This window comes from Umezawaea tangerina (genome assembly GCF_003002815.1).
Classification (GTDB): Bacteria; Actinomycetota; Actinomycetes; order Mycobacteriales; family Pseudonocardiaceae; genus Umezawaea; species Umezawaea tangerina.
The window spans coordinates 218,504-244,279 of sequence record NZ_PVTF01000001.1 but is presented as its reverse complement, the minus strand read 5'-3'; the positions used below and the strand labels follow the sequence as shown (position 1 = coordinate 244,279).

Annotated in this window: 22 protein-coding genes; 12 read left to right on the top strand and 10 right to left on the bottom strand. The window is 69.2% G+C overall.

What is annotated here, in order from left to right; translation table 11 throughout:
- Window positions 1-214 precede the first annotated feature (214 nt).
- Window positions 215-640: an OsmC family protein gene (locus CLV43_RS01105; RefSeq protein ID WP_106185063.1), complete on the top strand. Its 426-nt coding sequence runs from the start codon at window positions 215-217 to the stop codon at window positions 638-640.
- A 125-nt stretch (window positions 641-765) separates the two neighbouring features.
- Window positions 766-1,281, top strand: coding sequence for a hypothetical protein (locus tag CLV43_RS01100; RefSeq protein ID WP_106185062.1), 516 nt, complete (start codon window positions 766-768; stop codon window positions 1,279-1,281).
- 4 nt (window positions 1,282-1,285) lie between these two features.
- Here CLV43_RS01100 and CLV43_RS01095 read toward each other — a convergent pair whose 3' ends face one another.
- Together CLV43_RS01095 and CLV43_RS01090 are read right to left on the bottom strand one after the other, a co-directional pair.
- Window positions 1,286-1,579 carry a YiaA/YiaB family inner membrane protein gene (locus tag CLV43_RS01095; RefSeq protein ID WP_106185061.1) on the bottom strand — a complete coding sequence of 98 codons (294 nt, stop codon included), beginning with the start codon at window positions 1,577-1,579 and terminating at the stop codon, window positions 1,286-1,288.
- A 94-nt stretch (window positions 1,580-1,673) separates the two neighbouring features.
- Entirely contained in the window at window positions 1,674-2,984 is a 1,311-nt protein-coding gene (locus CLV43_RS01090) for an SdrD B-like domain-containing protein (RefSeq protein WP_146174603.1), read from the bottom strand.
- 742 nt (window positions 2,985-3,726) lie between these two features.
- Between CLV43_RS01090 and CLV43_RS01085 the strand changes: the two genes are divergently transcribed.
- The gene (locus CLV43_RS01085; RefSeq protein WP_170155658.1) at window positions 3,727-5,622 is read left to right on the top strand and encodes a tetratricopeptide repeat protein; all 1,896 of its coding nucleotides are present in this window, start codon (window positions 3,727-3,729) and stop codon (window positions 5,620-5,622) included.
- Here the strand turns inward: CLV43_RS01085 and CLV43_RS01080 are convergent.
- The gene (locus CLV43_RS01080) at window positions 5,619-7,289 is read right to left on the bottom strand and encodes a hypothetical protein (protein ID WP_106185058.1); all 1,671 of its coding nucleotides are present in this window, start codon (window positions 7,287-7,289) and stop codon (window positions 5,619-5,621) included. The two genes, CLV43_RS01085 and CLV43_RS01080, sit on opposite strands and share 4 nt — an antisense overlap.
- Window positions 7,290-7,555: 266 nt before the next feature.
- On the opposite strand from CLV43_RS01080, the gene CLV43_RS01075 reads away from it, so the two are divergent.
- From CLV43_RS01075 to CLV43_RS01055, 5 genes are all read left to right on the top strand, one after another.
- Window positions 7,556-8,425, top strand: a complete 870-nt coding sequence (locus tag CLV43_RS01075) for a helix-turn-helix domain-containing protein (protein ID WP_170155657.1) — start codon at window positions 7,556-7,558, stop codon at window positions 8,423-8,425.
- 226 nt (window positions 8,426-8,651) lie between these two features.
- Window positions 8,652-8,960 (top strand): DUF397 domain-containing protein, encoded by a 309-nt coding sequence (locus CLV43_RS50405; protein WP_425445709.1) that lies wholly within the window; start codon window positions 8,652-8,654, stop codon window positions 8,958-8,960.
- Between the two features lie 352 nt (window positions 8,961-9,312).
- A complete protein-coding gene (locus CLV43_RS01065) occupies window positions 9,313-10,299 on the top strand; it encodes a DUF1707 domain-containing protein (protein WP_146174602.1) in 987 nt (328 codons plus the stop codon).
- Window positions 10,299-11,969, top strand: a complete 1,671-nt coding sequence (locus CLV43_RS01060; protein WP_106185054.1) for a hypothetical protein — start codon at window positions 10,299-10,301, stop codon at window positions 11,967-11,969. Before CLV43_RS01065 ends, CLV43_RS01060 begins: the two co-directional genes overlap by 1 nt.
- A 125-nt stretch (window positions 11,970-12,094) precedes the next feature.
- Window positions 12,095-13,282 (top strand): hypothetical protein, encoded by a 1,188-nt coding sequence (locus CLV43_RS01055; protein WP_146174601.1) that lies wholly within the window; start codon window positions 12,095-12,097, stop codon window positions 13,280-13,282.
- A gap of 54 nt (window positions 13,283-13,336) precedes the next feature.
- Here the strand turns inward: CLV43_RS01055 and CLV43_RS01050 are convergent, their stop codons facing one another.
- The 3 genes from CLV43_RS01050 to CLV43_RS01040 all read right to left on the bottom strand — a co-directional run bounded on the left by CLV43_RS01050 (window position 13,337) and on the right by CLV43_RS01040 (window position 18,160).
- Window positions 13,337-15,310 (bottom strand): glycosyltransferase, encoded by a 1,974-nt coding sequence (locus CLV43_RS01050; RefSeq protein WP_106185052.1) that lies wholly within the window; start codon window positions 15,308-15,310, stop codon window positions 13,337-13,339.
- Window positions 15,307-16,788 (bottom strand): polysaccharide pyruvyl transferase family protein, encoded by a 1,482-nt coding sequence (locus CLV43_RS01045; RefSeq protein ID WP_106185051.1) that lies wholly within the window; start codon window positions 16,786-16,788, stop codon window positions 15,307-15,309. Before CLV43_RS01045 ends, CLV43_RS01050 begins: the two co-directional genes overlap by 4 nt.
- Before the next feature lie 61 nt (window positions 16,789-16,849).
- The gene (locus tag CLV43_RS01040; RefSeq protein ID WP_106185050.1) at window positions 16,850-18,160 is read right to left on the bottom strand and encodes an alginate O-acetyltransferase AlgX-related protein; all 1,311 of its coding nucleotides are present in this window, start codon (window positions 18,158-18,160) and stop codon (window positions 16,850-16,852) included.
- A gap of 375 nt (window positions 18,161-18,535) precedes the next feature.
- Between CLV43_RS01040 and CLV43_RS01035 the strand changes: the two genes are divergently transcribed.
- Window positions 18,536-18,910: a hypothetical protein gene (locus CLV43_RS01035; protein ID WP_106185049.1), complete on the top strand. Its 375-nt coding sequence runs from the start codon at window positions 18,536-18,538 to the stop codon at window positions 18,908-18,910.
- A gap of 74 nt (window positions 18,911-18,984) precedes the next feature.
- Here CLV43_RS01035 and CLV43_RS01030 read toward each other — a convergent pair whose 3' ends face one another.
- Both CLV43_RS01030 and CLV43_RS01025 read right to left on the bottom strand, forming a co-directional pair.
- Entirely contained in the window at window positions 18,985-19,638 is a 654-nt protein-coding gene (locus CLV43_RS01030) for a response regulator (RefSeq protein ID WP_245886163.1), read from the bottom strand.
- The gene (locus tag CLV43_RS01025) at window positions 19,520-20,461 is read right to left on the bottom strand and encodes a sensor histidine kinase (protein ID WP_245886053.1); all 942 of its coding nucleotides are present in this window, start codon (window positions 20,459-20,461) and stop codon (window positions 19,520-19,522) included. The genes CLV43_RS01030 and CLV43_RS01025 overlap by 119 nt, the downstream gene beginning before the upstream one ends.
- A 288-nt stretch (window positions 20,462-20,749) precedes the next feature.
- On the opposite strand from CLV43_RS01025, the gene CLV43_RS01020 reads away from it, so the two are divergent.
- Window positions 20,750-21,088, top strand: coding sequence for a hypothetical protein (locus tag CLV43_RS01020; protein WP_106185047.1), 339 nt, complete (start codon window positions 20,750-20,752; stop codon window positions 21,086-21,088).
- Window positions 21,089-21,134: 46 nt separating this feature from the next.
- Here the strand turns inward: CLV43_RS01020 and CLV43_RS01015 are convergent, their stop codons facing one another.
- The gene (locus CLV43_RS01015; RefSeq protein ID WP_106185046.1) at window positions 21,135-22,037 is read right to left on the bottom strand and encodes an alpha/beta fold hydrolase; all 903 of its coding nucleotides are present in this window, start codon (window positions 22,035-22,037) and stop codon (window positions 21,135-21,137) included.
- Window positions 22,038-22,119: 82 nt separating this feature from the next.
- On the opposite strand from CLV43_RS01015, the gene CLV43_RS01010 reads away from it, so the two are divergent.
- A complete protein-coding gene (locus CLV43_RS01010) occupies window positions 22,120-22,956 on the top strand; it encodes a helix-turn-helix transcriptional regulator (protein WP_106185045.1) in 837 nt (278 codons plus the stop codon).
- Here the strand turns inward: CLV43_RS01010 and CLV43_RS01005 are convergent.
- Window positions 22,900-24,690 carry a gamma-glutamyltransferase family protein gene (locus CLV43_RS01005; protein WP_106185044.1) on the bottom strand — a complete coding sequence of 597 codons (1,791 nt, stop codon included), beginning with the start codon at window positions 24,688-24,690 and terminating at the stop codon, window positions 22,900-22,902. The two genes, CLV43_RS01010 and CLV43_RS01005, sit on opposite strands and share 57 nt — an antisense overlap.
- Window positions 24,691-24,998: 308 nt before the next feature.
- Between CLV43_RS01005 and CLV43_RS01000 the strand changes: the two genes are divergently transcribed.
- The gene (locus CLV43_RS01000) at window positions 24,999-25,757 is read left to right on the top strand and encodes an SDR family NAD(P)-dependent oxidoreductase (RefSeq protein ID WP_106185043.1); all 759 of its coding nucleotides are present in this window, start codon (window positions 24,999-25,001) and stop codon (window positions 25,755-25,757) included.
- Window positions 25,758-25,776 lie beyond the last annotated feature (19 nt).

Sequence of the window (25,776 nt, the reverse complement as noted above, 5' to 3'; positions counted from 1 at the left end):
ATGAAGGCGAGTGCTCGCAATGAGCACTCGCCTTCTTGCTTTCGAATCACACTGGGGGGCCAACCCCCAGACCCCGGTGAGGGGGCAAGCCCCCTCAACCCCCCGCGTGGTCACCATCATGGTCGGGGCGAGCCCCCCCTCAACCGCCGCGCGGAAGCCATCGCGGTTAGGTTTGGTCCGTACTGAGGAACCCTCTTCGAGACGGAGCTTTCAGATGGCCACCACGCGCAAGGCGACCACGCACTGGGAAGGCAACCTGTTGGAGGGCAAGGGCGCTGTGACGCTCGAGTCCTCCGGCGTCGGCACCTACGACGTCAGCTGGCCCTCCCGCGCCGAGGCCGCCAACGGCAAGACCAGCCCGGAAGAGCTGATCGCCGCGGCGCACTCGTCGTGCTACTCGATGGCGCTGTCGCACGGCCTCGCCCAGGCGGGCACCCCGCCGACCTCGGTCGACACCTCGGCCGAGGTGACCTTCCAGCCCGGCACCGGCATCACCGGCATCCACCTGACCGTGCACGCCTCCGTGCCCGGCCTGGACGCCGCCGCCTTCGCCGAGGCCGCTGAGGGCGCGAAGAAGAACTGCCCGGTCAGCCAGGCGCTCGCGGGCACGACGATCACGCTCGACGCGACGCTCGTCTGATCCGGACAACGATGTGGACCGGCTCGGCCGACCCGGTCGAGCCGTACCCACCCGATGCCGTCCGCGTGTCGTCCAGGTCTCTTCCCCCTGGAAGTCCACGCGTTGCAGCCGGCAGAATCCGAGGGGTGACGTTGAGCCAGGAGCACCAGCAGTTCACGCCCAGGAACGATCCGACGGTCAAGTTCCACAGCGACGCGACGGTGAAGTTCCAACCAGTCACACCGGCACCGGCCCCGGCCGCGTACCCGCCGTCGGCGCCCGGATCGCTGTTCCAGCCCGCGGTCCCGATGCCAGAGGACTACCAGCCGTTCCCCGCGTCACCGCCGGTCCAGTCCGGGCCTCCGCAGATGCCCCCGGCGCCTCCGCTGCCCCCGTCGTTGCAGGTCCAGCCCTCGCCGCCGCACATCCCGGTGGCACCCCAGGTCCAAGCGGCCCCCGTCGCACCGCAGGCACCTGTCGCACCGCAACCCCAGGCTCCACAGGCGCCGGCTCAGCAACCCCAAGCTCCGCAGACCCAGGCCCCGCAGGCTCCCGCCGCGCAAGCCCCGAAGCCCGCTCAGGCGCCCGCGAAGCCGCGCAGCACGGCCCGGCGCATCGCGCGCCGCATCCTCGGCCCGACCCTGATGACCAAGAAGAACTGACGCGTCAGACCGCGTCCACCTTGAACGGGTCGTGCTGGGCCAGGAGCTTCTCCAACCGGGCCTGGTCGACCCGGTTGACGAGGTACCCCTCCTCCTGGCGGTCGCGGATGCACTTGGCCAGCGTGAACGCCGACGTGACCGTGAACAGCAGGCCGAGCGCCAGGAACGCGCGCACCCACCCGTCGACGGGCAGGTAGACCAGACCGAGGCCGACGGCCCCGAGCGAGACGGCGAACGAGATCACGGCTTGCACGTAGAACGCCGTCGTGTTCGGCGTGCCCTTCTTGGTGGTTGCCATGGCCCATTTTCCCGCGCCACCAGGGCCTTTGTCTTGAGTACCGCTACTCATCCGCACGGGTGGTCCGCCCGCGGGCGGACCACCCGGTGACCGTCTAGGCGGACTTGCGCCTGCGGGCGAACAGCACGGCGACGGCACCGGCGACCAGCGCCAGCAGGCCGAGGACCGAGATGCCCAGGACGCTCGCACCGGTGCTCGCCAGCGGACCGTCCGGCGTGTCCGCGACGGGCGGCGGCGTGCTCGAGTCCGTCGTGCTGGTCGGTGCGGTGGTGCTGCTCGACGTCGGCGTGGTGCTCGACGCGGGCGGCGTGCTCGACTGCGGGTTCGCGACCTTCGCGGTGGCCGACGCCGTGGGCAGGCTGCCGGGGAACGCGCGGTCGGCGCCGAAGTCGCACGACAGGCCGACCGAGCCGAGCTCCAACGCGGTGGTGGGCACGGTCCCGTCGACCTCGAACGTCCTGGTCTCGCCAGCGCCGATCGCGGCGCCGGTGCCCAGCTCGCCCCACGACGCGACCGCCAGCTGCGGCCCTTCGCCGGTGCAGGCCGCGGTGATCCCGGTCAGCGCGTTCGCGCCGGTGTTGGCCAGCGCGACCCGCACGGTCGCCTTCGCGCCCGGCGCGTACTCGGCCTTGGTGAACTCCGCCTTCGCCGTGAGCGACTCGCGCAACGGCCGCACCGCCGCGAACCGCACGTCCGCGCTCGCCGGCGTCCCGTCGACCACGATGGTGCGCGACCCCGTGAACAGCCAGCCCTCGGGCACGCCGGTCACGGTCAGCGAGTACTCCTGGGCCGGCCGCTCGCCGAACGTGAAGTGCCCCTTCTCGTCGGTCAGCGCGTCGCTGTTCAGCTCCTTCGACCCCAGCCGCACCCGCACCCCGGCGAAACCCTCGCCCGAGTCGGGCACGCCGTTGCCGTTGCGGTCGCCGAACACGTACCCGCCGACCTCGCTCTTGGTGCCGGTCGGCAGGTAGCGGACCGTGAAGTCCGCGAAGTCGTTGGCGGGCTCGGCGTCGTCGGCTGACTGGACGGCCACCCGCACCACCGGGTTGTCGTTCTGCCACTTCTGCGTGACCCCGGTCAGCTTCACCGTCCGACTGGTACCGGACGCGATCGTCCCGCCCGAGCCGAGGTCACCCCACTGCGCCGCGTCCACCACGAACCCGGACCCCGACTTCGACGCGATCGAGGCCTTGACCACCGTCGCGTCCGCCGTGCCGACGTTCTTGATGGTCACCGTCACCGGCACCTCTGCCCCGACGTCGAACTGCTTGTCCTCGACGACCGCGCTCACCGCCAGGTCAGCCCGCCCACCGGGCTCCTGCCCCACGGCGGCGGCGGACGCCCCACCACCGAGCACCACGACCAGCGCGAGCACAACCGACCCGCGCGCCGAAAAGGCGACCATGATCTCCCCAGCCCAACCGGTCCCGAACGCGCGCCCATCCCCCGACACCCGCGCACCCGACCGGGACGGACCCCGGCTCCGGACGACACGGGGCAACCTAGCGGATCTCAACTGGTGATCCAAGAGGGTCCAGCGGATTGACCATGGGTCATAAACACGCTAACCATGTTCTTTGCACCACTATTGGGGTGAAAATTTCTCGAATTTACTTTGTGTAACATTTGTCGAACTTGACCGATAAACACACGTGCCGTGATTGATCTGCGACATAATGGTCACCGTTGGGCATCGATCCGATCACGTCGATACGCCTCACGCTCAGTCATCGGTGGGGCGCCGATGGAGTGGCCGTCGCAGGCCATCTGTGCATCTCAGAGGACTGGGGTGCGGATGCCGTAGGTTTCGTTGCGGCTGAGCAGCTCTCCGGCGAAGCTAGAGGTGCCGCGAAGCGGTGGCTTTGCCAGGGGGTGAGCGGATGGACGCGAGCGAACCGGAAAACGATGCTCGTCGTCGTGCCAGGTCCGCGTGGTCAAGTACCGTCCACAATGGCGTATCGAGCGGTGTTGCGGGTAGCGTAATTCAGGCGCAAGTCATCGGAGAGGTGACCGTGACAACGCCTACCACCGCACCCGCGTCCGTTCCGAAGCAGCTTCCACCGACACCGCACGAGTTCGTCAACCGCACGCACGAACTGCACAGGTTGACCCGATCAGTCGAAGGCCGAACGTCTGAGTCGCGCCCTGTGGTGCTCGTGCTCAGCGGGATGAGCGGTGTGGGCAAGACGGCCATCGGCGTCCATTGGGCCCACAAGCACCGCGATCGGTTCGAAGGCGGCCAGCTCTACGCCGACCTGTCCGCCTACCGGCACCACGGCGGAGTGGGCGTGAGCGACGTGCTGGCCGCATTCTTGCGGGCGCTGGGCGTGCACGAGCAGTTCATCCCGATCGACCTGCCTGAACGAGCGGCGCTGTTCCGCACGAAAACCGCCGAGACCCGCGTGCTGATCATGCTCGACGACGTCGGCCAAGCCGCCGAAGTGCGTCCGCTGATACCCGGGTCCGCTGGCAGCGTGGTGTTGGTGACCAGCCGAAACAGACTTAGTGGGCTGGTGATGGACGGCGCTGTGATGGTGGAGCTGCATCCGCTTACGCCGTTGGACAGCTCGGCCTTGGTCGCGCGGATGCTGCCGCCCGAGCAGGTGGACTCCGATCCCGAAGCCCTTCACGAATTGATCCGTCTTTGCGCGGGACTTCCGGTCGCGCTGCGCGTGGCGGGCGCCCGACTGGTGCGACGCCGCCACTGGACGGTGTCCCGGCTGGTCCGCTACCTGTCCGACGACAACCTGCGGCTCGAAAGGCTTTCACCGGAAGGCGGTCAGCGCGTGAACAGGGTTTTCGACCTCGCGTTCCAGGACCTCCCGGAATCGGCACGACGGGTCTACCGAGTCCTCGGCGTCCACCCAGGGCTCGATTTCGGTCCTCAGGTGGTTTCCGCCGCCGCGGCCATGACCATCGACGAAGTCGACGACGCCCTGGTCGAACTCGGTGAGGCGAACCTCCTCGAAGAGATGGGCGGAGAACGCTACCGGCTGCACGACCTCGTCCGACTCCACGCCCAGCGCAAAGCCGAAGAAGGCGAAACGCAGGAAGACCGCTCGGCGACGTTGAACAGGATAACAAAATGGTACCTGCTCGGAGCGGCGGCCGCCGACTACGCAGTGCTCGGTGCGACGCGATGGCGACTTGCAGAACACGATTTGACCAATTGGCGCACACCGTTCACGGCGGCCAGCGGAATGGCGTGGTTCGAAACGGAACGGGCGAATCTCCTCGCGGCCGTGCGAGTGGCGGCGCAGAACAATTGGGACGACGTCACCTGGCAGCTGTGCGAAGCGCTGTGGGCTTTTTACCACGGCCGAAAACTCTTCACCGACTGGTTGGAGGCGCACGAGCTGGGAGCACTGGCCGCCGCGCGCAGCCACAACACCGTCGCACTCGCGCGCATGCACAACCACCTCGCACGAGCACATCTTGAACTCGGGCAGCTTCCCCAGGCGAACAAAGAGCTCGACGTGGCATGGTCCGCCGCGAAAGAATCCGCAAGTTCACGGGCGCAAGCCGCGGTACTCGAATCCTTCGGTCTGCTCCACCGCGATCAGCGCCGGTTCGCCGAAGCCGCGAACAACTTCCGGGAAGCGCGGGCGATCAGCGAGGAGCTCGACGACAGCCGGGCGATCGCCATGCAGAACTACCACCTGGGCGAGGTGCTCGTGCGAAGCGGCAACTCCGCTGACGCCGTGGAAGTGCTCGACGCCGCCTTGGACACGTCCGAAGCGTTGAACGACGAGATGGCCGTCGCCCGGACGAAGATCGTCCTCGGCTCTGCCTACGAGGCGCTCAAGCGGGATGCCGACGCACGAGTGGTTCTCGACTCGGCGATCACCACCACCAGGGAAAGGCGCCAGCCGATCAAGGAAGCGCAGGCGTTGGAAGTCCTCGTGGTGGTGGCCCGACGCGGTCAGGATGTCGGTCTGTTCCGCGATTCGGCCCAACGCCTGCTGGAGTTGTACCGGGAATCCGGGAATCCACGCGTGCACGAGGTGAGCGGCTGGATCCGGGGTGGAGGGCTGGGGACCTAAGGTGTGAGAGCGCTTCCAAAGAGCGTCGTGACGGAGATCCCGATGTCGCGCATCGGTGAGTCGGTCAGCCTGATGACGAGGTCCACCGGTTGGTCGAAGGTCCCGCCCTCGACCAACCACGCGTAGACCGCCGCCGCTGTGATCCACGGATCCGGCGGTGAGGTGCCGCTCGCGGTGAGGGGCGTGGTGTTCGCCTCGAAGAGCGGACCGTCCCGCAGCCGGAGCACGCACCTCGTGTCGGAAAGGGCCGCTACCAGGAGTTTGACGCCGGTGGACTCCAGTCTTGCCTTCATCCACCCCAGGGCTTCCTGCTCGCCCAGTCGCACCGCGGACACCACGATCTCGGCGCTCTGCCGCAGTCGGGTGTCGACCTCGGTGTCCTTGCCCAGCAACACGTAGTCGCGGCGGTCATCAGGAGGGTGGTGGCGTTCGAGGATCACCGGGTAGCGCCGGATGTCGACCCGGCCCGCGTTCGCGTTCGTCGCGGACACATCGAGGGTGAGCAGCACCGAGACCATCTCATCGCCGATGATCGGCTGGGGAGCCTTGTAGCGCAGCACCCGCGGCAGGGCGGGCGGAGTGAGGTCCAGCAGTTCGTACACCGTGCGCTGGAAAGTCACCCCGTTGTCCCCTGACAGACCCAGCGACTTCGCCGTGATGGCGATGAGTTCGGCCGGGTCGTGCCGTGACATGGCTCCGAGGATCTGCTGGTGTAGGTCCGAGTCGCGGTCGACCGGTGTCGCGGCCTCGATGAACCGCGCGGTCGGCGACTCCCGCAGCAGGTCGGCGGGAGCAGCGACGGCTTTGAGGAACGGCCGTCCGAGCGCAGCGGCGTAAAATGCCACGCTCCCGTGGTCCCCGATGCAGATGTCACCCGCGACGATCCCGACCTGCCATCCGTCGTCGTGCTTGAGCAACAGCAGTCCGCTGTCCAGGGCATCGCGGAAGTGCGCCCGCACAGTCGCCTCCCCGTGAAGCCGCCAGACGTTGGGGTGCAGCACCAGAGCGACCTTGAACTCGTCCTGGGGGAGCTGCGACAGCAACTGGTCGACGAGGCCGGGGCTCTTGACCAGGCAGTGGTCCCCCCAGGTGGAAGTCACCACGACCAGTCGCTGCCAGGGGGCCACACCAAGGCCGCGGCGGAACTCCTCCCGCAGCGGCATGTTTGCCGTGATCCGGTCGAAGGTCGGGTCGCCGATGACGCGGCTGCGGTGCTCCGCTCCGGGTACCGCGTTGGCGAGTTGCGCTTTCTGATCCGGGTGGGAGAGCCCCACGACGGAGGCGACGAGCCTGCCGAGCAAGGTGCGGTGTTCGTGTCGGGACAGCCCGACCGGCTCGACAACGCTCTTGGTGCGCTTGGGGAGGATTCGGTTGAAGCCCGCACCGTGCGGGAAGACGAAGATCGGACCGCGCAGCCTTCCCAGCCTCCGGTCGACGTGGGCGGCCAGGATCAGGTCGAACCTGCGCCTCCGCGCCTGCGCCCACCTCAGCAGCCTGACGTCCAAGTTCTTGAGGTAGTCGTCGACCCCGTCCCTGTAGGCCGAACCGGGCTCCACCACCCAGTGGATCTCCAGCCTGCGGTCCGAGTCGCACAGGGGGAGGATGTCGCGCACCCGATCGCAGCAGGTGAGGGTCCGGACCACGATCAAGACGACTTTCTTCTCCACCTGCGGCTCCGGAGAGCGCTTTCGCCAGACGCGCATGAGCAACTCCGATCAAGCACGGGGGATCCGACGATCTGAAGATCAGGTGGAGAGCTGAAGATCAAGTGGAGGAACCGGAGTGAGAGGGGCCGGAGTGGGAGCAGCTGGACCGACACGCTACGTTGTGTTAGTAAGCACGATAGATGCTCGCTGTCTGCTACGTCCATAGCTGTCAGGTGCCAAGTAGCTATGTGGCACACAGGCAGCTGGCGGTCGACAGGAGGGTCGGCATGACACACCAGCTCAACCCAGTAGCGCAGCAGCGCAAGCTTCGGGCCGAACTCCGTCGCGCGCGCGAGCACGCGGGTCTCACGCAAAAGGAGGTGGCAGATTTACTAGAATGGTCAGCCTCGAAAATCATCAGAATTGAGACCGGCGCCGTCGGAATCGGAATCACCGACCTGAAGGCATTGCTCGGGCAATACAAGGTAACTGATGCAAAAAAGACTAATGAACTACTGGACATGGCCAGGTCGAGCAAGAAGAGCTCGTGGTGGGACAAGTACAAGAACCACTTGAAGCCCGACTTCATCCAGTTCCTGGGATTTCAGGAGTCCGCATCCCTGGTTCGCCAGTTCCAGTTCCTCTTCATTCCCGGCCTGCTGCAGACCAGGGAATACGCTGAAGCGATGTTCGACTCGTACGAAACCGACCCTGAGGTCACCCAGTCCAGAGTCGAAGTGCGAATGCAACGTCAGCATCTGCTCACCAGGGAGAACGGGCCCCGGTTCTCCTTCGTCCTGGACGAATCGACGCTTCGGCGGCAAATAGGTGGAGCTACGGTAATGCGGGAACAGCTCCTCCACCTGAAGGAAGTGAGCAGGTACCCGTCGGTGGACATCCACGTACTCCCGTTCAGCATCGGCGTTCGCCCAGGTATGGAGAACTCCTTCTCGGTACTCGAGTTCCTGCCGGACGACTACGAGAACACCGACTACGTGGTGCAGATCGAGCAGGCCACGCGCGACATCCTCCTCGAGAACGAGCCCCAGACCGCCAGTCAGTACGTCGAGTACTTCGTGACACTGGAGGGTTTGTCGATCGCGGGCGACCAGTTCGACGCCACCATCGACCGGTTGATCGCCGAACTACCGACCTGACAACCCGCCCACCGCAGATTTGCGGTCACAGCAAAAGGACTAGACCGCTCTACCGATCGGCACAACGCAGTCCGGCATACTCACCACTAGTAACCGCAACCCTTGTCACTTCTATCGACGCTCCCCCTCCCGGCGGTAGAAAGGCCGTCTAAGGCGTCATACGTTTGTCTTGGAGCGATCCGCAGCCACGGGGAGCAGAGGAGCGCGGCTGACGCATGGCCGGGTTGTGCCTGCCTACCGTTGCAGCACTGGTCACGTCGTACCGGGAAGCCCATCCGGAACGGTGACGGCCAAACGGAGGGGGACAACGGTGGAACGATACGCGGCGGAGGTTCCGGACAGTTCTTGGCGGAAGAGTTCGGCCAGCAACGCGACCGGTGACTGCGTGGAGGTCGCAATGGCGAACAATTCAGCCTTGGTGCGCAATTCACGGAACAAGCACGGCGAGATCCTGGCATTCCCCCCGTTCACCTGGAACAGGTTTCTCCGATCGGCGCGTGCGGACCACTACACACCACCGGCTTGTCGCGGCTAGTCCTGCGACAAGCCGGTGGTCCAGCGCCTGGGTGCCGTCCACCCGATCGACCGACTGCTCAGCCGTACGCGAGCTCCGAGGTCGACCGGGCGACCGACGCTGGCGCAAGCCCCGTCGGAGAGCTCGCTCTTGCCCCGTTGCGCGCCAGGCCGCGGCGTCCGCGGCGCCTTGCCGAAGTCGTCCGGTGGTAGCCCGCTTCACCTGCGGGTTTGCTGGACCGGCTGGTCTGTGTGCGGAGGGCGGATCAAGATACGCTCACTCGGCTTGGCCACTTGATGGACTTGGTTCCGAACGGCCACAACACGGGCCCGTCCGCGCGGTGTCGCGGACAGATCGCCGAGAGGGTTTTCAGATGGGCTGGCAGGAAGAGCTGAGCGCTCTGGACGAGGCGCTGGCCGCCGGGCGGATCACCCCGGACCAGCATCGGTCACGTCGCGACGAGCTACTTGCCGCGGCGTCCGGCGGAGGACCTGCACCCATGCGGTGGCAGGCCAGCCAGCCGTCCGACCCGGAGCAGACCGGGATCATTCGGACCAACCAGTTCTCCGACCCCGAGCAGACGCAGAAGGTGCGGCCGGTCGGGTTTCCCACCGGACCGCAGCAGTTCGGGCCCCAGCAGACGCCGCCGCCGTGGGGCGAGCAGAGCCCGCCGCGCGGGATGCCGGGGATGCACGGGCCGGAGGTGTTCGACTCGGGTTCGGGCAAGAGCCCGAAGGTCGCCGTGTACGTGCTGATCGGTGTGCTGGCGTTCGTCGTGATCGGCGGCGGCGTGTTCTGGTTCGGCCTCAACGGCGGCATGGGCGACACGACCACGGCCGCGTCGAGCACGGCCGCGTCGTCGTCGGCCACGCCGCCCGGTCCGCCCGCGAACCTGGCCGCGGTGCCGGAGCCGCCCGGCAAGGCGAACGCGAAGAACGGCGAGTACACGCTGGCGAAGGCCAAGGACGCGAAGATCCTGTCGGACAAGGACGTCAAGGCGCTGGAGGCCGCGGGCGTCGACAAGATCTACGACAAGTCGAGCACCGACAGCGGTCTGGCGTACGCGGTGGCGGTGTACGTGGCCAAGGACGCGGACTCGGCGAAGAAGCTCTCCTCGACGCTGGTGGACAACCAGGTCGCGGCGGGGATGTCCACTGTGGAGCAGATCGACGTGCCGGAGTCGGTGTCGCTGATGAAGCTCGCGGTGTCCGACCAGTTCATGTACCGCGGCATCTACACCTCGGGCCCGGTCACGGTCCGCGTCGCCACCGCGGGGCCCAGCACGATCCCGGACCAGGACGTGGCGAAGAAGTTCAACGAGTTCGTGCAGAAGGTGCTCGGAACGGTCCGGGTCGGTTGATGACGGCGGTCGAAGACCAGCGGACGGAAGTGCTCCGTCCGGTGGACCGGGCTCCACGGGCGCCGCGCGCGCTCCTCTGGCTGCTCGTCCCCATCCCGGTCCTGCTGGCCACGGCCGAGGCGATCCGCTCGCCGAAGATGAACTTCAACGACTACTGGGCGATCCTCGCGAAGGTCACCGGCGACGACGGGGTCCTGCGGCCGCTCGCGTTGTTCAAGCTGTACAACGAACACCCGATCGCGCTGGTCGGGCCGGTCTTCTGGTTGGACGCCAAGCTCTTCGACGCGGCCAACCAGGCGCTCGGCCTGTTCAGCGTCGCGCTGGTGCTGGTGCTGTTCGCGACCCTGGTGTCGATGCTCCCCGCCCGGCTGACCGGGAACGCCCGCGTCGCCGTGATCGCGTGCCTGTCCGCGCTGCTGTTCTCCTCCAGCGCGCTCGAGTTCTTCGGCATGGGCATGAGCGGTGTGCACTGGCTGGTCGGCATCGTGCCCGCGGTGCTGGCGCTGCGGTTCGCGCACCGCGGCAACACCGCGGTGGCCGTCGTGTTCGGCGTGATCGGCTGCTTCGGCCACGGCGCCGCGTTCCCGATCTGGGTCTCGCTGGCGATGATGGCGTGGCTGCGCCGCGACGAGCTGTGGCGCTTCGTGCTGCCGATCGGTTTCGGCGTGCTCACGCTGGCGCTCTGGCTGCTGCCGTCGCGCCAGCCGGGCTACCCGTCGTCGACGCTCGTCGGCGTGGACACGATGCTCGGCACGGCACTCGCGATGCTCGGCCAGGTGTGGGCGGCGCGCAGCACGGACGTGGCGTTCGCGACCGGCACGCTCACCGCGGCCGTGTTCGCGTTCGTCGTGTTCCAAGCCCTGCCGAAGAAGGGTGCCCGACCCGCTCAGTCCACTGTGGACGACTCGGGCTGGTTCGCGCTCGCGTTCCACGTCGTGCTGGTGGCGATCATGGTCGGGTTCAGCCGGTCGCGGCTGGGCACCGCCGAGGCGCTCGGTCCGCGCTACGCGATGGTGGCGCTGCTGGGCGCCTGTGCTTTGCTGGTGCTGCTGGTGTTGCGCGGACCCAGGCTCGCGCGGCACCATGTCGTGCCGCTCGCTCTCACCGTGGCCGTGATGACGTACGCGGTGGGCAGCGCGCAGGCGACGGCGGTGCGGGAGAACTACCCCCGGCAACCGATGCTCGCGGTGGCCATGCGGGTCGACGCGCGCGCGGTCATCGACTCGATGAACTGGAGCACGAAGGTCCTGCCGGTGCTGCGCTCGATGAAGGCCTACCCGTTCTCGGACGACTTCACGCTGGGGTGCGGTCGGTACGAGCTCGGCTCGCTGGTCGACATGAGCCGCGTCAAGGAGCTGCCCGGTCCGTCGGGCGTCTCCAGGACGGCCGGTGCGGTGGAGACCGGACCGGTGGTGGGCAACAGCAAGATCGCAGGCTGGGCGGTGCTCGACGGGGAGGCCGCCGACTGCGTCCTGGTGGTCGACGGGAGCAGCGAGGTGGTCGGCGGTGGTGCGGTGGACGTGCCCCGTGCCGATGTGGCGAGCACCACTCGCGGCACCGGACGCGGGGGCTGGAACGCCGTCGCGCGACCGGGAGTCGAAGATGGCGTTGTACTCGTGGGATCAGAAGATCAGCTCTACCGCATCAGTCTGGTGATCAAGGCTGGTTGACGGCTCGGCCGCCAATTGAGACCGCCTCCGGACACCAACATGATTGCGATGTAGGGCATTCGATGTGAGTAGCAGGACGGGCTCGGTAACAATGGCCTCTGCTATCGCTACGTGGAAGGGGCCAGATGTCCTGGCAAGAGGACCTGCAACAGCTCGATCGAGCGCTGGCAGCAGGGCAGATCTCCGCGGACGACTACCGTCTTCGCCGCGATGAAGTCCTTGCCACCGCCGCGCAAGCACTACCCGGCGGGGCCCCTCAGCAGCAGCAACAACCGCCGCAGCCGCCTCCCGGCCCGTTCCCGCCCCCGTTCCGGTGGGGCCAGACCGAGCCGTCCGAGGCGACCCAGGTCGTGCAGCCGGGTGACGCCGAGAAGACCCAGGTCGTGCGGCCGGGCACCACCCCGGCGCAGCCACCGTCCTCGGGGAACCCGGACTCCGAGCGCACCCAGTTCGTGCGGCCGGTCCAGCCCAACGACAGCGAGCGCACCCAGGTCGTGCCGACCGGGACGCCCAGCGGCGGCTTCCCGGCGCAGATCTTCCCGCAGCAGCCGCCCGCACCCGCGTGGCAGGACGCGTCCGCCCCGCCGTGGGGGTCGTCGGACGGTTCCGACGGCAACGTCTGGGCGAACGTCCAGGGCCCCGAGGTGTTCACCGACAGCGACAGCGGTGGTGGCAAGGGCAAGATCATCGCGATCGTCCTGGTGGTGCTGCTGCTCGTGGGCGGTGGCGTCGGCGCGTACTTCCTGTGGGGGCGCGGCAACAGCAGCAACAACGCGGGCGGCCAGAGCACCAGCTCCACCCCGCCGCCGACCTCCAGCACCCCGCCGTCCCCGCCGCCGGTGCGCAAGACGCCGGACGGGCCGTTCGTCGAGGTGCAGGGCAAGACGAACCAGTTCAAGACGCTGGACATCGCCGACGCGCTGGTCGCGAAGGTGCCGACGTTCGAGGAAGCGCAGCTGCTCCAGCAGTCCGGCGTGACCGACGTGCGGTTCGCGGTCGGCCAGGACGAGGCGGCCAAGCTGTCGCAGGGGATCTGGGCGTTCAAGAGCAACAACCCCGCCGCCACGCTGACGGCGGTCGAGAACCTGTACCAGTCCGCGCAGTTCGAGCTGCTGCCGACGAGCGCGAAGAACGTGCCCGTCCGGCACCTGCCGATCACGGCGTTCAACACGACCGCGACCTACCGCGCGCACTACATCAGCAAGGAGTTCGTGGTGCGCGTCGAGGCCTACGGCGCCGACGAGGCCGCGGTGAAGGCGGCGTTCGACGCGCTGCTCAAGCGCCAGCTGGACAAGTACCCGGCCACGAGCTGACCGGTCCCGCGAAGCGGCGCCCCACCCGATCCGGGTGGGGCGCCGCTTCCGCGTTCAGCGGGTCCGCACGACCCCGGTCGGCACGACGCCGCAGTCGGCGAGGACCTCGTCGATCTCGTTGCGGAACGCCGTGCGGGAGAACCAGTTCCGCGCGATCCCCAGCAGCTCCTGCTGCACGTCGGTCCACAGCGCGTCGTCGGACAGCAACGCGCTGGTGAGCTCGACCAGCTCCGCGTTGGACGTGCCGACGAGGTGCTTCGTCAGGTCGCCCAGCCGCAGGCCTTCCGCGCCGACCGGGGTCGTCACGAACGGCAGCCCGGCGGCCATGGAGTCGAGGAACTTCAGCTTGATCCCGGCGCCCAGGCGCATCGGCACGACCTGGACCCGCAGCCGCCCGAGCCACCACGCCGGGTTCGGCACCCGGCCGACGACGTCGACCAGGTCGGACTCCAGCGCCCGCACCGAAGGGGTCGGGTCGGCGCCGACGACGGCCAGCTTGAGGCCGGGGTGCTCGCGCCACAGCGCGGGCAGCACCTCGTCGACCAGCTCCAGCACGGCGACCTCGTTCGGACTGCCCGCACCGCCCATGAACCCGCCGAAGAACGCGATCCCGTCGCGCTCACCGAGACCGGGCACCTGGTCGGCGATGTCCACCGGGTAGCCCGCGACGCGGATCGACGCGTCGGGCGCGATCTTCGCCGCCCACTCGGCCTCCACCTCCGTCACGCACACGCCGACGTCGGCCCAGCGGAACGCGGCCTCCTCGACCTCGCGCTGCTCGTCCGCCTCGCGGCGCAGCCTCTCCCGCTCGGCCGCGGTCTTCGCGACGCCGACGTACTGCTCGGCGCGGCGGAAGAACAGCGACTCCGAGTCGTAGACCTTGACCGCCTGCGGCTGGCTCTCCGCCACGGCCTCGGCGATCCACGAGTAGTTGTGCGGCCGCATGACGATCACGACGTCGTACAGCCCGGCGCGTTCGCGCAGCACCTGGAACGGGTTCGCGTGCTGCCACACCGCTTCCACGCCCAGCTCCAGCAGCGCGGGCGCGTAGGCCTCGGCCCGCAGGATGTCCCTGGCGAGGAACGTGACCCGGCGGTCGGGCGCGGCCAACGTCTCCAGGAGCCGTTGCGTGCGCGGGTCCCCGCTGCCGCGGTCGGCGTTGGGCACCCGGTCGTCCACGACCAGGATCCGGGCGTCGGCCAGGATGTCGCGGGCGTAGTAGAACGTGTGCGAGCCCTTGTCCGGGGCGGGCAGCATCGGCCGCCCGGCGAGCGTGGAACCCCAGCGGCGCAGGAAGGTGCTGCGGTTGAGCTCCATCAGGTCCTTGGCCGTCGAGCCGTCCGACGAGCCGTGCCGCTGGTGCACCACGGTGCTGCGCGGGTCGACCGCCACGTCCCACCCCGCCCGCCGCAGCAGGAAAGCCAGGTCGACGTCCTCGAAGTAGGCGGTGTCGTACTCGGTGGAGAACCCGCCGACGGCGTTGAACGCCCGCCGCCGCACCAGCAGGCACGCGGCCGACGCGTAGTCGACGGCGTGCGGGAACAGCGCGTCCTGGTTCACCAGCGGCGCGCCGTCGCCCCACGCGCGGCACCAGCCGTCCGCGCCGACGACGGACCCGTACTCCTGGATCGCACCGGTCTGGTCGCGCATGATCGGCGCGACCGCGGCGACGTGCTCCTGCGTGTCGAGCACGTCCACCAGCGGTTCGAGCCAGCCGGGGCCGACCTCGACGTCCGCGTTGAGGAACAGCACGTACGGCGCGCGGGCGTCGACCACACCGAGGTTGCAGCCCGAGCCGAAGCCGATGTTGCGGCCGACCACGTGGCCGCGGGCGCCGCGCATGTGCTCGGCGACCCACTGGTCCGTGCCGTCCTTGGAACCGCTGTCCACCACGATGACCTCGTGCGGCAGCGGCGTGTGCTCGGCGACCAGGTAGAGGCAGGCGTTGAGCATGCTGCGACCGCCGTAGGACACCAGCACGATCGAGACTCTCGGGGGGACCTCGGCGTCGTAGGCCGTGTCGGTCACGAGCCGGACCTCCGGATCCGGCCGTAGACCGAGCGCAGCGGCTGGCTCCACCGGATCAGCTTGGTGTTCTGCAGGGCCTGCAGCTCCTTGCTGTCGTGCTGGTAGCGGTTGTTGATCTCGTCGACGGCGGCGTTCCACCGCGCGCTGAGCTGGTCCAGCTCGTCGCGGGTCTCCTCGACCCGGTCGACGAGCACCCGGCGTTCCGCGATCTGCCGCTTGCGCAGCTGCTGGTTCGCCTGGCGCAGCAGGTTGTTCTGCCGGGTGAGGTCCGCGATCCTGGCCGCCGCGTCACCACCGCGCTCCTGCCACGACCTCATCGCCAGCTCGGCTATCCGGTCGAAGTGCGCGTCCACCTTCGCCTGGAGGCCGCGCAGGCGTTCCGGGTCGGGCTCGCGGCCGAAGGCGGCCCTGATGGCGTTCGCCAGCGTGTCCTCGTCGGTGCCGCGCTGGTCGGGGTGGCCCATCGTGTCGGCGAGCGCGCGGAGCTTGCTCTGGTCGGACAGGTCCAGGACCACCCACGGCTTGCCGTAGACGAACGCGGCGATGTTGGCGTGGAAGCTCATCGCGACCACACCGGCCGAACCCCAGATCGCCGCGAGGATGTCCTCCGGCGGCTGGCCGCCGGGCAGCCGGTGCACGGTGCGGGTCGGCAGCTTCTGCTGGAGCGCGTCGGCGAACAGGTCGTCGCCGTGGCACGGGCCGGTCTCCATCAGCACGACGTCGCCGACGATGCCCTCGTCCAGCGCCCAGTCGAGCACCTTCGCGATCCCGGCCACCTGGTGCACGGCGGACCGGTTGGCCTGCACGACCATGGCCGGCCGGTCGTTGGGGAACCAGCCCATGAACTTGAGGTACCGCAGCCGCTCGTCGAGCACCTTGGGGTCGACCAGCCGGTCCAGCAGGAAGCCGAGGTCCGGCACCAGCGCCACGTCGCCCTCGACGCCGCACGCGCGCAGGCGTTCCAGGGACAGCTCGTCGCGCACGGCGGTGTACTCGCGGCGCGACACCGCGTCCTTGATCATCCCGGCCTTCTCGGCGTCCGGCACGAACGGGATGCCGACCGCGTTCCAGACCACCGGGTGGTCCTTCTCGTAGTCCCCGAGGCCGTCCACGAAGAACCGGCTGGGCGCGCGACCGGCCAGGACCTGCGGAGTCGTGTGGTACGCGCCTGCCAGCAGCTCGTCCTGGAAGTGGACGATCTCGCCGCCGCCGATGAGGGTCAGGTCGGCCGACTCGGCCAGCTGCTCGACCCGGACCGGGGACCAGTCGCCGAGCGCCTCGGCGATGAACCCCCCGTCCATCCGACAGGGGTGCTCCGCACCGAAGGGGGAAAAGGGGCGCACGCGCCAGCCGTCGAGGCGGCGGGTGATCTCCTGCTCGGTGACCCGCGGGAAGAGGTGGTCCCCGAAGTTGTCGAGATCGAAGGTCCCCCACACCGCGACCGTGCCGACCGGCCGAGAGGTGTCACGACTGCTCATCACCGGACAACTGTATCCGGGACAGGTGAAGGGTCCTCGCAGTTTCGGCTGATCACCGGAGCTAGCGGGGCTTCTTCGCCAGCTCCTCGCCGATCGCGGCGATGACGTCGGACTGGAGCAGCGGGTTCACGCCTCCGACCAGGGACCTTTCGGCCGCCTCGACCACCACGACGTCCTGGTCGGCGAGCATCGCGCCGGTGCGGTGCGGGTCCGGCGGGACGAAGTCGCTGTTCTGGAGCGTGATGTCGGAGAAGCCCGCGACGACGTACTGGTGCACGTAGAAGGTGAACGAGTCGCCGAGCAGGCCGACCTTGGCGTCGACGACGCCCTTGGACGGGTCCTGGGTGACGCGGCGGGGCTCGGCGAAGCTGCCCTCGACCTCGCGGCTGCGCACGTCGACGCCGTCCGGGGCCAGGCGGTAGGACTGGAGGACGACGTTCTTGCGCTGACCGAGGAGCGAGGACAGGTCGCCGGGGACCTGGACGACCTTGCCCTGGGTGCTGCGCCAGGTGACCGAGACGCCGGGCTTGACCTGCTCGGCGACGGCGCGGGAGTAGACGAGGCCGCCGTCGAACGTCCAGTGCGTGTCGAGCTTGGAGTAGACCGGGCCCTTGATGCGGTCCGCCGCGAGCTGGAGGCCCGGCCGGAGGTCGACGGCGCCGGTCTCGGCGACGACCCGCTTCCAGAACTCGTCGCGGGCCTTCGTCGCGCAGGCCGCGCCGAAGTACCCCGGCGGCAGGTGCTCGGGCACCATCGTCGTCTTGTTCGGGGCGACCACGAACACGAACTTGCGGCCGGACGACTCGACGGCCTGGCGCAGCTGGTTGACCCGCTGGAACACGTCGTTGAGCGGCAGCTGCGGCTCGCACGCGCCCTTCACGTCGAACCCGAAGTACAGCCAGCCGTCGCTGCCCTCGATCACGTCCTGGTACTCCGAGGGCGGCGTCGGGGCCGGGCTGTCCTGCTCCGGCGCGATGACCGGACCGACCTCGGTCTTCTGCTCCTTCTTGAACTGCGGCGGCTCCCCGAACACGCCGCGGCTGATCGCGTCCTCGGCCGCCACGGCCTTGTCGCGCAGCGGCAGGTGGTCGGTCGCCCACCGGTCAAGGCCGGTGAACAGGCCGAACCCGTCGGTGATCGACGGGAAGTCGGCCAGCTTCCGGTTCTCGAACTCGGGTGCTCGCACGCCCACGACCAGCAGGAACATCGGGACGCAGAAGAAGATGACCGCCGCGACGCGGGACGAGGTCTGCCGGGCGCCGTGCCGCGGCCGGTGCAGCGGGTGCTCCTTCGGCAGCCACGACTCGGGCAGCGGGGGGAGTCCGGGACCGCTTCCCGGTGGAGTAGGCGAATCGAGCCGATTGGCGGTCACCGGATCAGGGTATCCAGGCGCGCCGTACCGAGTCGGTGAGATCTGCAACCTCACACGACCGACGGACGTCTATGTGGATGGGTCACGCCCGAACCGGGGCCCCCATGACTCGGCGGAGGCTGCGATGTGGTTGCATGTGACTCTGGTCACTTTGGCGAGTGTTGCATTCTTGACACGCACCTTTCGTGTCCTGCGAGCCGTACCCAAGAGAACTACAACCGAAGAAAACGGCACGCTGGTGCCAACAACCCCGATTGAGACATAGTTCGGCCCCTGCAGGTCTATGTCTGATTCCCACGGTTGCCGTACGATCCATTCCAGTTGATATGGGAACGGTCTACGCCTGACCGGGGACCTCACAGAGGTAGGTGCGTCATGGATCTCGCACTGAGCAAGGTCATCGAGTTGCGCGAAAGCGGCTTCCAGTTCCTGCACCTGCGGGACGGCGACGGCGAACTCGACCGGATCATGGCGTTCAAGCAGCGGAGAGGCTTCGTCGACTCCATCCTGTTCTGGTCGGAGACCGAGGCGCGCGCGGGCCGTCTACCTGCGGTTCGGGACAGCAGCAGGGCTCCACAGGCGGTGTGGATCTACGAGGGTCAGCTGGTCGAGGCGGTCGAGCGGCTGCTCAACCTGCCCGAGCCCGGCGCCCGCAACGCACCGACGTTGATGAAGAGCACGGCGTCGGATCTCGCCGTGGTGACAACGTTGCCTTTCAAGTTGAACCTGCCGCCCGGCGCCATCGCTTAGTACGCATTCGGTTGCGCTCCGTAAAAGGCGTGACCAATACGACCAATACAGCCGGTAACTAGTTCACGATTCACTCATAATCTTTTCGGGGTCACGAGTCCCGATTCATAAGCGAGAACGACGAGCTGCGCGCGGTCCCTGGCGCCAATCTTCGTCATGATCCGGCTGACGTGCGTCCTGGCCGTCGCGGGGCTGATGACCAGGTGTTCCGCGATCTCGTCGTTCGACAGGCCGCCCGCCACCAGGGCGAGGACCTCCCGCTCCCGGTCCGTCAGCTCCCGCAGGGCGGTGGGATGCGGACGCCGGTTCTGCGGCCGCGAGGCGTACTCCGCGATCAGCCTGCGCGTCACGCTCGGTGCAAGCAGGGCATCACCTGCGGCGATGACGCGCAGCGCGTGCAGGAGCTCCACCGGTTCGACGTCCTTGAGCAGGAACCCGCTGGCGCCGCCGCGCAGGGCCTCGAACACGTACTCGTCCACGTCGAACGTCGTCAGCACCAGCACCTTCGTGTCCCGCAGGTCCGGGTGCTCCGAGATCAGCCGCGTCGCCTCCAGCCCGTCGGTGCCCGGCATCCGGATGTCCATGACCACGATGTCCGGTCGGCACCGCTCAGCCTCGGCGACCGCCTCGGCCCCGTCCGCAGCCTCCCCGACGACCTCGAACCCGTCCTCGGTCTCCAGCAGCAGCCGAAAACCCGCCCTGACCAGGGCCTGGTCGTCGGCCAGCACCACTGTGATCACTGCTCTCCCCTCTGAGCGGCAGCACCGCCCGAACCTCGAACCCCCCGCCGGGCAATCCTCCCGCGTGCAGCTCCCCGCCGAGCGCCTCCGCCCGTTCCCGCATCCCCGCCAGCCCCGTCCCGGCCCCGACGCTCGGCATCCCGCCCTGCCCGTCATCGGTCACCCGGAGCTCCAGGTGCTCCTCGGTCCGCTCGAACCGGATCGTGATCAGGGTGGCGTCCGGCGCGTACCGCAGCGCGTTCGTCACCGACTCCTGCACGATCCGGTAGGCCGCCGTGTCCACCGGCGCGGGCAGGTCACCCGGATCACCCACCACCTCGACCGGCTTGCCCACCGGGTCTACCAGCTCGGCCAACCGCCGCAGGCTCGGCACCGGCGTCGTCCCCTCCCCGCTGCGCAGCACCCCCAACGTCGCCCGCAGGTCCACCAGCGCCGCCCCGCTCGCCTCCTTGATCGCCAGCAGCGCCTTCACCGCCTCCTCCGGCTTCCGGTCCGCCACGTGCGCCGCCACCCCGGCCTGCACGTTGATCATCGCCAGGCTGTGCGCCACCACGTCGTGCACCTCGCGCGCGATCCTCAACCGCTCCTGCTCCGAGTGCCACCGCCGCCGCTCGACCGCCGACCTCCGCGCCAGGCTGAACACCGCCAACGCGGGCGCCGCCACCAACGGCCCCACGTGCCCGGCCACGTAGTACAGCCACGTGGACGCGCCGGTCAGCGCGATCGTCGCCACCGGGTACCTCTTGCGCAACAACAACAGGCCGAACGTGGCCGCGAACCAGGCGTAGGGCAGGTACTGCTCCAAGGACACGGGTCGACCGTACGGCAGGAAACCGCCGGTGGCGTGGGTGCTGAGGCGGCAGGTGGACGTACGTCAGCGGTCGTACGCCAGGTCGTCCGGGTCCGTCCGGTTCGCCTCTCGACCGGTCGTCGACGCCCCGTGAAGAGCAAGGCACGAGGAAGGGTGTTCGGGGAGCACCGGAAAGCGATGCCGGGAAGCGAACGCAGACCGGGTACGACCCTCGCGCGGGTGAACGATGTCGCCCAGAAGGATTGCGCGCCTTGCTCCGGGGGCCCCGATTGCGACACTTTCGCGCCCATGAACCTCAGGAAGACCATCGCGGGCGCTGCTATCGCGCTCGGCGGCGCCACCGTCATGCTCGGCCTGGGCGGCACGGCGAACGCCGCTGTCGACGGCAACGCCGCGACCACTCCGAACCTCGACCTCGAGCTGGGCAAGGTGGCCAACGCGGGCAACCTGGCGAGCATCGACACGAACAACCCCGCGGGCAAGATCGAGGCGATCAACCTCGACACCGTCGGTGCCAAGGCGCTCGTGGAGAACGTCGACGGTCAGGTCGTCCCGACGCTGCTCGGCTACGACAACACCGAGGACGCGTCGAACGTCGGCGTGGGCGCGCTGGTCGACCCCAGCTGAGCGTCGTCCCCGAACCGGAACGGCCCTGGCCCCCTCCCCCCTCGGGTCAGGGCCGTTCCACTTCCCCCAGCATCGCGGCGAGGAAGCGGTCGGGCTGGGTGAACGCGGCGAAGTGGCCCGCGTCCTGGATGAGCGCCATGCGCTTGCTCGGCGCGGAGACCCGCGCGAAGTAGTCCTCGGCGAGCGAGCGGACGGTGACCTCGTCGTCCGCGCCTTGCAGGATGACGACCGGCACCTCGAAGTCCGGCTTGGCGCGGAAGCCCATGAAGTCGTGGAACAGCGCCTTCTTGGAGTACCCGAACCCGGCCGCGACGTGCCGGAGGTCGCGCCAGCCGTAGACCGCGCGGCCGAGCACCAGCGGCAGGAAGAGCTTGCCGAGCACGGCGTTGTCCATGCTCCAGCGCATCTTGACCTCCCACGCCTTGAGGTCCCACGCGGTCGGGTCGGGGCCGATCGCGGCGAGCGCCTTGGCGGCCTTGGGGTTCTTCGCCAGCACCAGCCGGTACGACTCGGCCTCGTTGGCGACCATGTCGACGTACAGGTCGGTCGCCACGTACGCCTCGAACAGGTCGGGCCTGCGCTGCACGAGCGGCGTGCCGACCATGGTGCCCATCGAGCCCGCGAGCAGCACGACCTTGTCCTTGTCGAGGTGGCCGCGCAGGAACTCGACGACCTCGACGGCGTCCTGCACGCACTGCTCGAACGACATCTCGCCGCAGCCCTCGCGGCCGTTGCGCCGCAACGTCTTCCCGGCACCGCGGCGGTCCCACTGCACGACGGTGTAGTGCTCCTCCCACGACCGCAGCAGCGGCGTGAACAGGGCGTACGGGGAACCGGGGCCGCCGTGCAGGACCAGCAGGACCGGGTTGTCGCGGTTCGCGCCGCGGATCTGGACCCACTGCTCGACGCCGCCGACGCGGATGAAGCGCTGCTCTTCGATGTTCGTCATGCGCCCAGGTTCGCGCCCCCGCGACGGCGTACCCAGATGCCCGTTCAACCCAGGTCTGGCAAACCGTGGTTCGCTGTCGTCCATGACGGAGCTGGGGGACTTCCTGCAGTCCCGACGGGCGCGGCTGACGCCCGAGGGGACCGGCCTGCCGACGTTCGGCGGGCGGCGGCGCGTGCCGGGGCTGCGGCGCGAGGAGCTGGCGCAGCTCGCGGGCGTGAGCGCTGACTACTACGGCCGCCTCGAACAGGGGCGGCTGGCCAACGTGTCCGACGAGGTGCTGAACGCGGTGGCGCGGGCGCTGCGGTTGGACGAGGGCGAGCGGACGCACCTGCACAACCTGGCCCGGCCGCCGAAACGGCCGGTGCCCGCCGGGCGGGTGCGGCCGGGGCTGCGGTGGCTGCTGGCGAACATCACCGGGTCGCCCGCGTACGTGCTGGGCGGGCACATGGACATCGTCGCGTGGAACCCGTTGGCGGCGGCCATGTACGGCGTCGACCTCGACGTGCACGACAACATGGCGCGGCTGATCTTCCTGCACCCGTCGTCGCGCGAGCTGTGGACGCCGTGGGAGGACAAGGCGAACAACACCGTCGGCGGGCTGCGGATGCAGGCCGCCCTCCACCCGGACGACCCGCGGATGGCCGCACTGGTGGAGGAGCTGTCCGCGAGCCCGGAGTTCCGGGCGCTGTGGGCGGCGCACGAGGTGTGGACCGTGCCGCACGGGACGATGCGGCTGCGACACCCGCGCGTCGGCCCGCTGGAACTGGCCTACGAGGCGCTGCCGGTGCCGGACGCGCCGGAGCAGATGATCATCACCTACTCCGCCGAGCCCGGTTCGCCGTCAGCCGAGGCCATCGCCGCGCTAGCGACCGACGGCGTAGCCCTGGGCACCACGGGGGTTGGCGGCGGCGCGGAGTAGGCCGTCGCGGGAGTCCCGCGCCACGGCGGACATCCGGCCGAGCGTCCACTCCCCCGCGTCGACCACGGAGTGGCCGCGCTCGCGCAGGTCCGCGATCGCCTCGGCGCCCACGCGGGACTCGACGACGACCTCGCCCGGCGTCCAGGCCCGCGGGTAGAACGAGCTGGGGAACGCGTTGGTGTGCCACAGCGGCGCGTCGATCGACTGCTGGAGGTTGAGGCCGCCTGCGGTGTGCGCGAGCCAGAACCCGAGCTGCCACTGGTCCTGCTGGTCGCCGCCGGGCGTGCCGAACGCCATCGCGGGCAGGCCGTCGCGCAGCGCGAGCGACGGCGACAACGTGGTGCGCGGGCGCTTGCCGGGGGCCAGCGAGTTCGGCAGTCCCTTGTCCAGCCAGAACATCTGCGCGCGGCTGCCGAGGCAGAACCCGAGCGACGGGATCGTCGGCGACGACTGGAGCCAGCCGCCGGACGGGGTCGCGGAGACCAGGTTGCCCCAGCGGTCCACGACGTCGACGTGCACCGTGTCGCCCTTGGTGGTGCCGGTCGGACCGACGGTCGGTTCGCCGACGGCACCGCTGAGGTCGGCCAGGGCGCTCGGGCCGCGGCGGATGTGCTCGGCGAGCACGGGTCGTGCCGAGCCGGGGGAACCGGGGCGCAGCTCAAGCGACGCGTTCTCGTCGACGAGCTTGCGGCGCAGGTCGGCGTACTCGCGGGACAGCAGCACGTCCAGCGGCACGTCGCCGGTGTCGCCGTACCAGGCCTCGCGGTCGGCGAACGCGAGCTTCGCGCACTCCACGGCGAGGTGGATCGTCTGCGCGGTGGGCTTGCCGTCCACGTAGGACAGCCGGTCGGCGAAGCCCTCCAGCAGCCGGAGCTGTTGCAGCAGAACGGGTCCCTGCGACCAGGCCCCGCACTTGGCGACCGTCCAGTCGCCGAAGTCGGCGGTGACGGCGTCCTCGTAGGTCGCCTCCCACCCGGCCATGTCCGCGCCGGTCAGCACGCCCGCGTGGTCGCGGCCGGAGTCGTCGCGGAACTCGCCGCGGCAGAACTCGTCGACCTGCGCGGCCACGAAACCCTGCGACCAGGCGCGGCGGGCGGCCTCGATCTGGGCCTCGCGGTCGCCGCCCGCGGCCTCACCGGCGGCGAGCAGCCACTCCCACGTGTCGGCCAGCTTGGGGTTGCGGAACCGCGTGCCCGGCTCGGGCACGCGGCCACCCGGCATCCACTGGGCCGCGGAGGTGGTCCAGTGGTCGCGGAACAGGTCCGCGACGGTCGAGATGGTGCCCGACACGCGTTCCAGCAGCGGGAACCCGTCACGCGCGTACCCGATCGCGTAGTCCAGCACCTCGCGCAACGACTTCGTGCCGTAGTCGCGCAGCAGCGTCAGCCAGCCGTCCCACGCGCCGGGCACGGTCGCGGCGAGCAGGCCGCTGCCGGGCACCAGGTCGAGGCCGAGCCCCGTGTAGTGCTCGGTGGTCGCGCCCGCCGGAGCCACGCCCTGGCCGCACAGCACCCGCGGTGCGGACTCGCCGACGGCCGAGAAGACCACCGGCACCTCGCCGCCGGGGCCGTTGAGGTGCGGTTCGACGACCTGCAGGACGAAGCCCGCGGCCACCGCCGCGTCGAAGGCGTTGCCGCCCGCCTCCAGCACCGCCATGCCCGCCGACGAGGCGAGCCAGTGGGTGGAGGCGACCATGCCGTGGGTGCCGACGAGTTCCGGCCGGGTGGTGAACACGTGGCCAACTTACGCGGTGCGGGCGTTTTTGGTTACCCCTGCTAACGAACTTCCGTCGAGAAAAGTCGATCATCGAGGTGTAGCTGAGCGTGACACGGGTTATCCCCTGAGTGCACGAAGACAACCCCTCTGGCGGACGGCGCGCGGAGGACCACAAGGGGAGCACTGTTCACCGCATGGAGCTACTGCTGATTCTGCTGCTGTTCGTGGGACTGGCGGTGCTGGCGGCTGTGCCGTTGGTCGCACTGCTGCACTTCTCCGACCACCGGGGCAAGAGCCTGCACTGAACGAGCGTTAACCTGGCGGGCATGCAGATCACGGGTACCGCGGCGATCGTGACGGGTGGTGCGTCCGGCCTCGGTGGAGCGACCGCGCGCGCCTTGGCGCTCAAGGGGGCGCAGGTGTTCGCGCTCGACCTGCCGGGTGCCGTTGAGAAGGCCGAGGCCGTCGACGGCGTGACCTACCTGGCCGCCGACGTGACCTCCCCCGAGGAGGTCCAGGCGGCCGTCGACACCGCGGCCGGTTCGGGCGCTCCGCTGCGGATCGTCGTCAACTGCGCGGGCATCGGCCCGTCGACCAGGACCGTCGGCAAGAACGGCCCGCACGACCTCGACCTGTACCGCAAGGTCGTCGAGATCAACCTCGTCGGCACGTTCAACGTGCTGCGCCTGGCCGCCGCGGCGATCGGCAAGACCGAGCCGCTGGAGGACGGGCAGCGCGGCGTCGTCATCAACACCGCGTCCATCGCCGCGTTCGACGGCCAGATCGGCCAGGTCGCCTACGCCTCGTCCAAGGCCGCCGTCGTCGGCATGACCCTGCCCGCCGCGCGCGACCTGTCCTCCGTCGGCATCCGCGTGATGACCATCGCGCCCGGCATCGTCGACACCCCGATGCTCGCCACCGTCTCCGACGAGTTCCGCGCGGGCCTCGCCGCGGGTGTCCCGTTCCCGAAGCGCCTCGCCCTGCCCGCCGAGTACGCGCAGCTCGCGCTGACGATCGTCGAGCACGACTACCTCAACGGCGAGGTCATCCGCATGGACGGCGCCCTCCGGATGGCACCCCGCTAGCTCGCCCGCCGACGCGGGC

Excerpts from the sequence above, each read along its gene's own strand:
- CLV43_RS01105 (WP_106185063.1), top strand. The coding sequence starts at position 215 with ATGGCCACCACGCGCAAGGCGACCACGCACTGGGAAGGCAACCTGTTG.
- CLV43_RS01060 (WP_106185054.1), top strand. The coding sequence starts at position 10,299 with ATGACGGCGGTCGAAGACCAGCGGACGGAAGTGCTCCGTCCGGTGGAC.
- CLV43_RS01035 (WP_106185049.1), top strand. The coding sequence starts at position 18,536 with ATGGATCTCGCACTGAGCAAGGTCATCGAGTTGCGCGAAAGCGGCTTC.
- CLV43_RS01000 (WP_106185043.1), top strand. The coding sequence starts at position 24,999 with ATGCAGATCACGGGTACCGCGGCGATCGTGACGGGTGGTGCGTCCGGC.
- CLV43_RS01075 (WP_170155657.1), top strand. The coding sequence starts at position 7,556 with ATGACACACCAGCTCAACCCAGTAGCGCAGCAGCGCAAGCTTCGGGCC.
- CLV43_RS01090 (WP_146174603.1), bottom strand. The coding sequence starts at position 2,984 with ATGGTCGCCTTTTCGGCGCGCGGGTCGGTTGTGCTCGCGCTGGTCGTG.
- CLV43_RS01055 (WP_146174601.1), top strand. The coding sequence starts at position 12,095 with ATGTCCTGGCAAGAGGACCTGCAACAGCTCGATCGAGCGCTGGCAGCA.
- CLV43_RS01045 (WP_106185051.1), bottom strand. The coding sequence starts at position 16,788 with ATGAGCAGTCGTGACACCTCTCGGCCGGTCGGCACGGTCGCGGTGTGG.
- CLV43_RS01010 (WP_106185045.1), top strand. The coding sequence starts at position 22,120 with ATGACGGAGCTGGGGGACTTCCTGCAGTCCCGACGGGCGCGGCTGACG.
- CLV43_RS01015 (WP_106185046.1), bottom strand. The coding sequence starts at position 22,037 with ATGACGAACATCGAAGAGCAGCGCTTCATCCGCGTCGGCGGCGTCGAG.
- CLV43_RS01065 (WP_146174602.1), top strand. The coding sequence starts at position 9,313 with ATGGGCTGGCAGGAAGAGCTGAGCGCTCTGGACGAGGCGCTGGCCGCC.
- CLV43_RS01095 (WP_106185061.1), bottom strand. The coding sequence starts at position 1,579 with ATGGCAACCACCAAGAAGGGCACGCCGAACACGACGGCGTTCTACGTG.
- CLV43_RS01020 (WP_106185047.1), top strand. The coding sequence starts at position 20,750 with ATGAACCTCAGGAAGACCATCGCGGGCGCTGCTATCGCGCTCGGCGGC.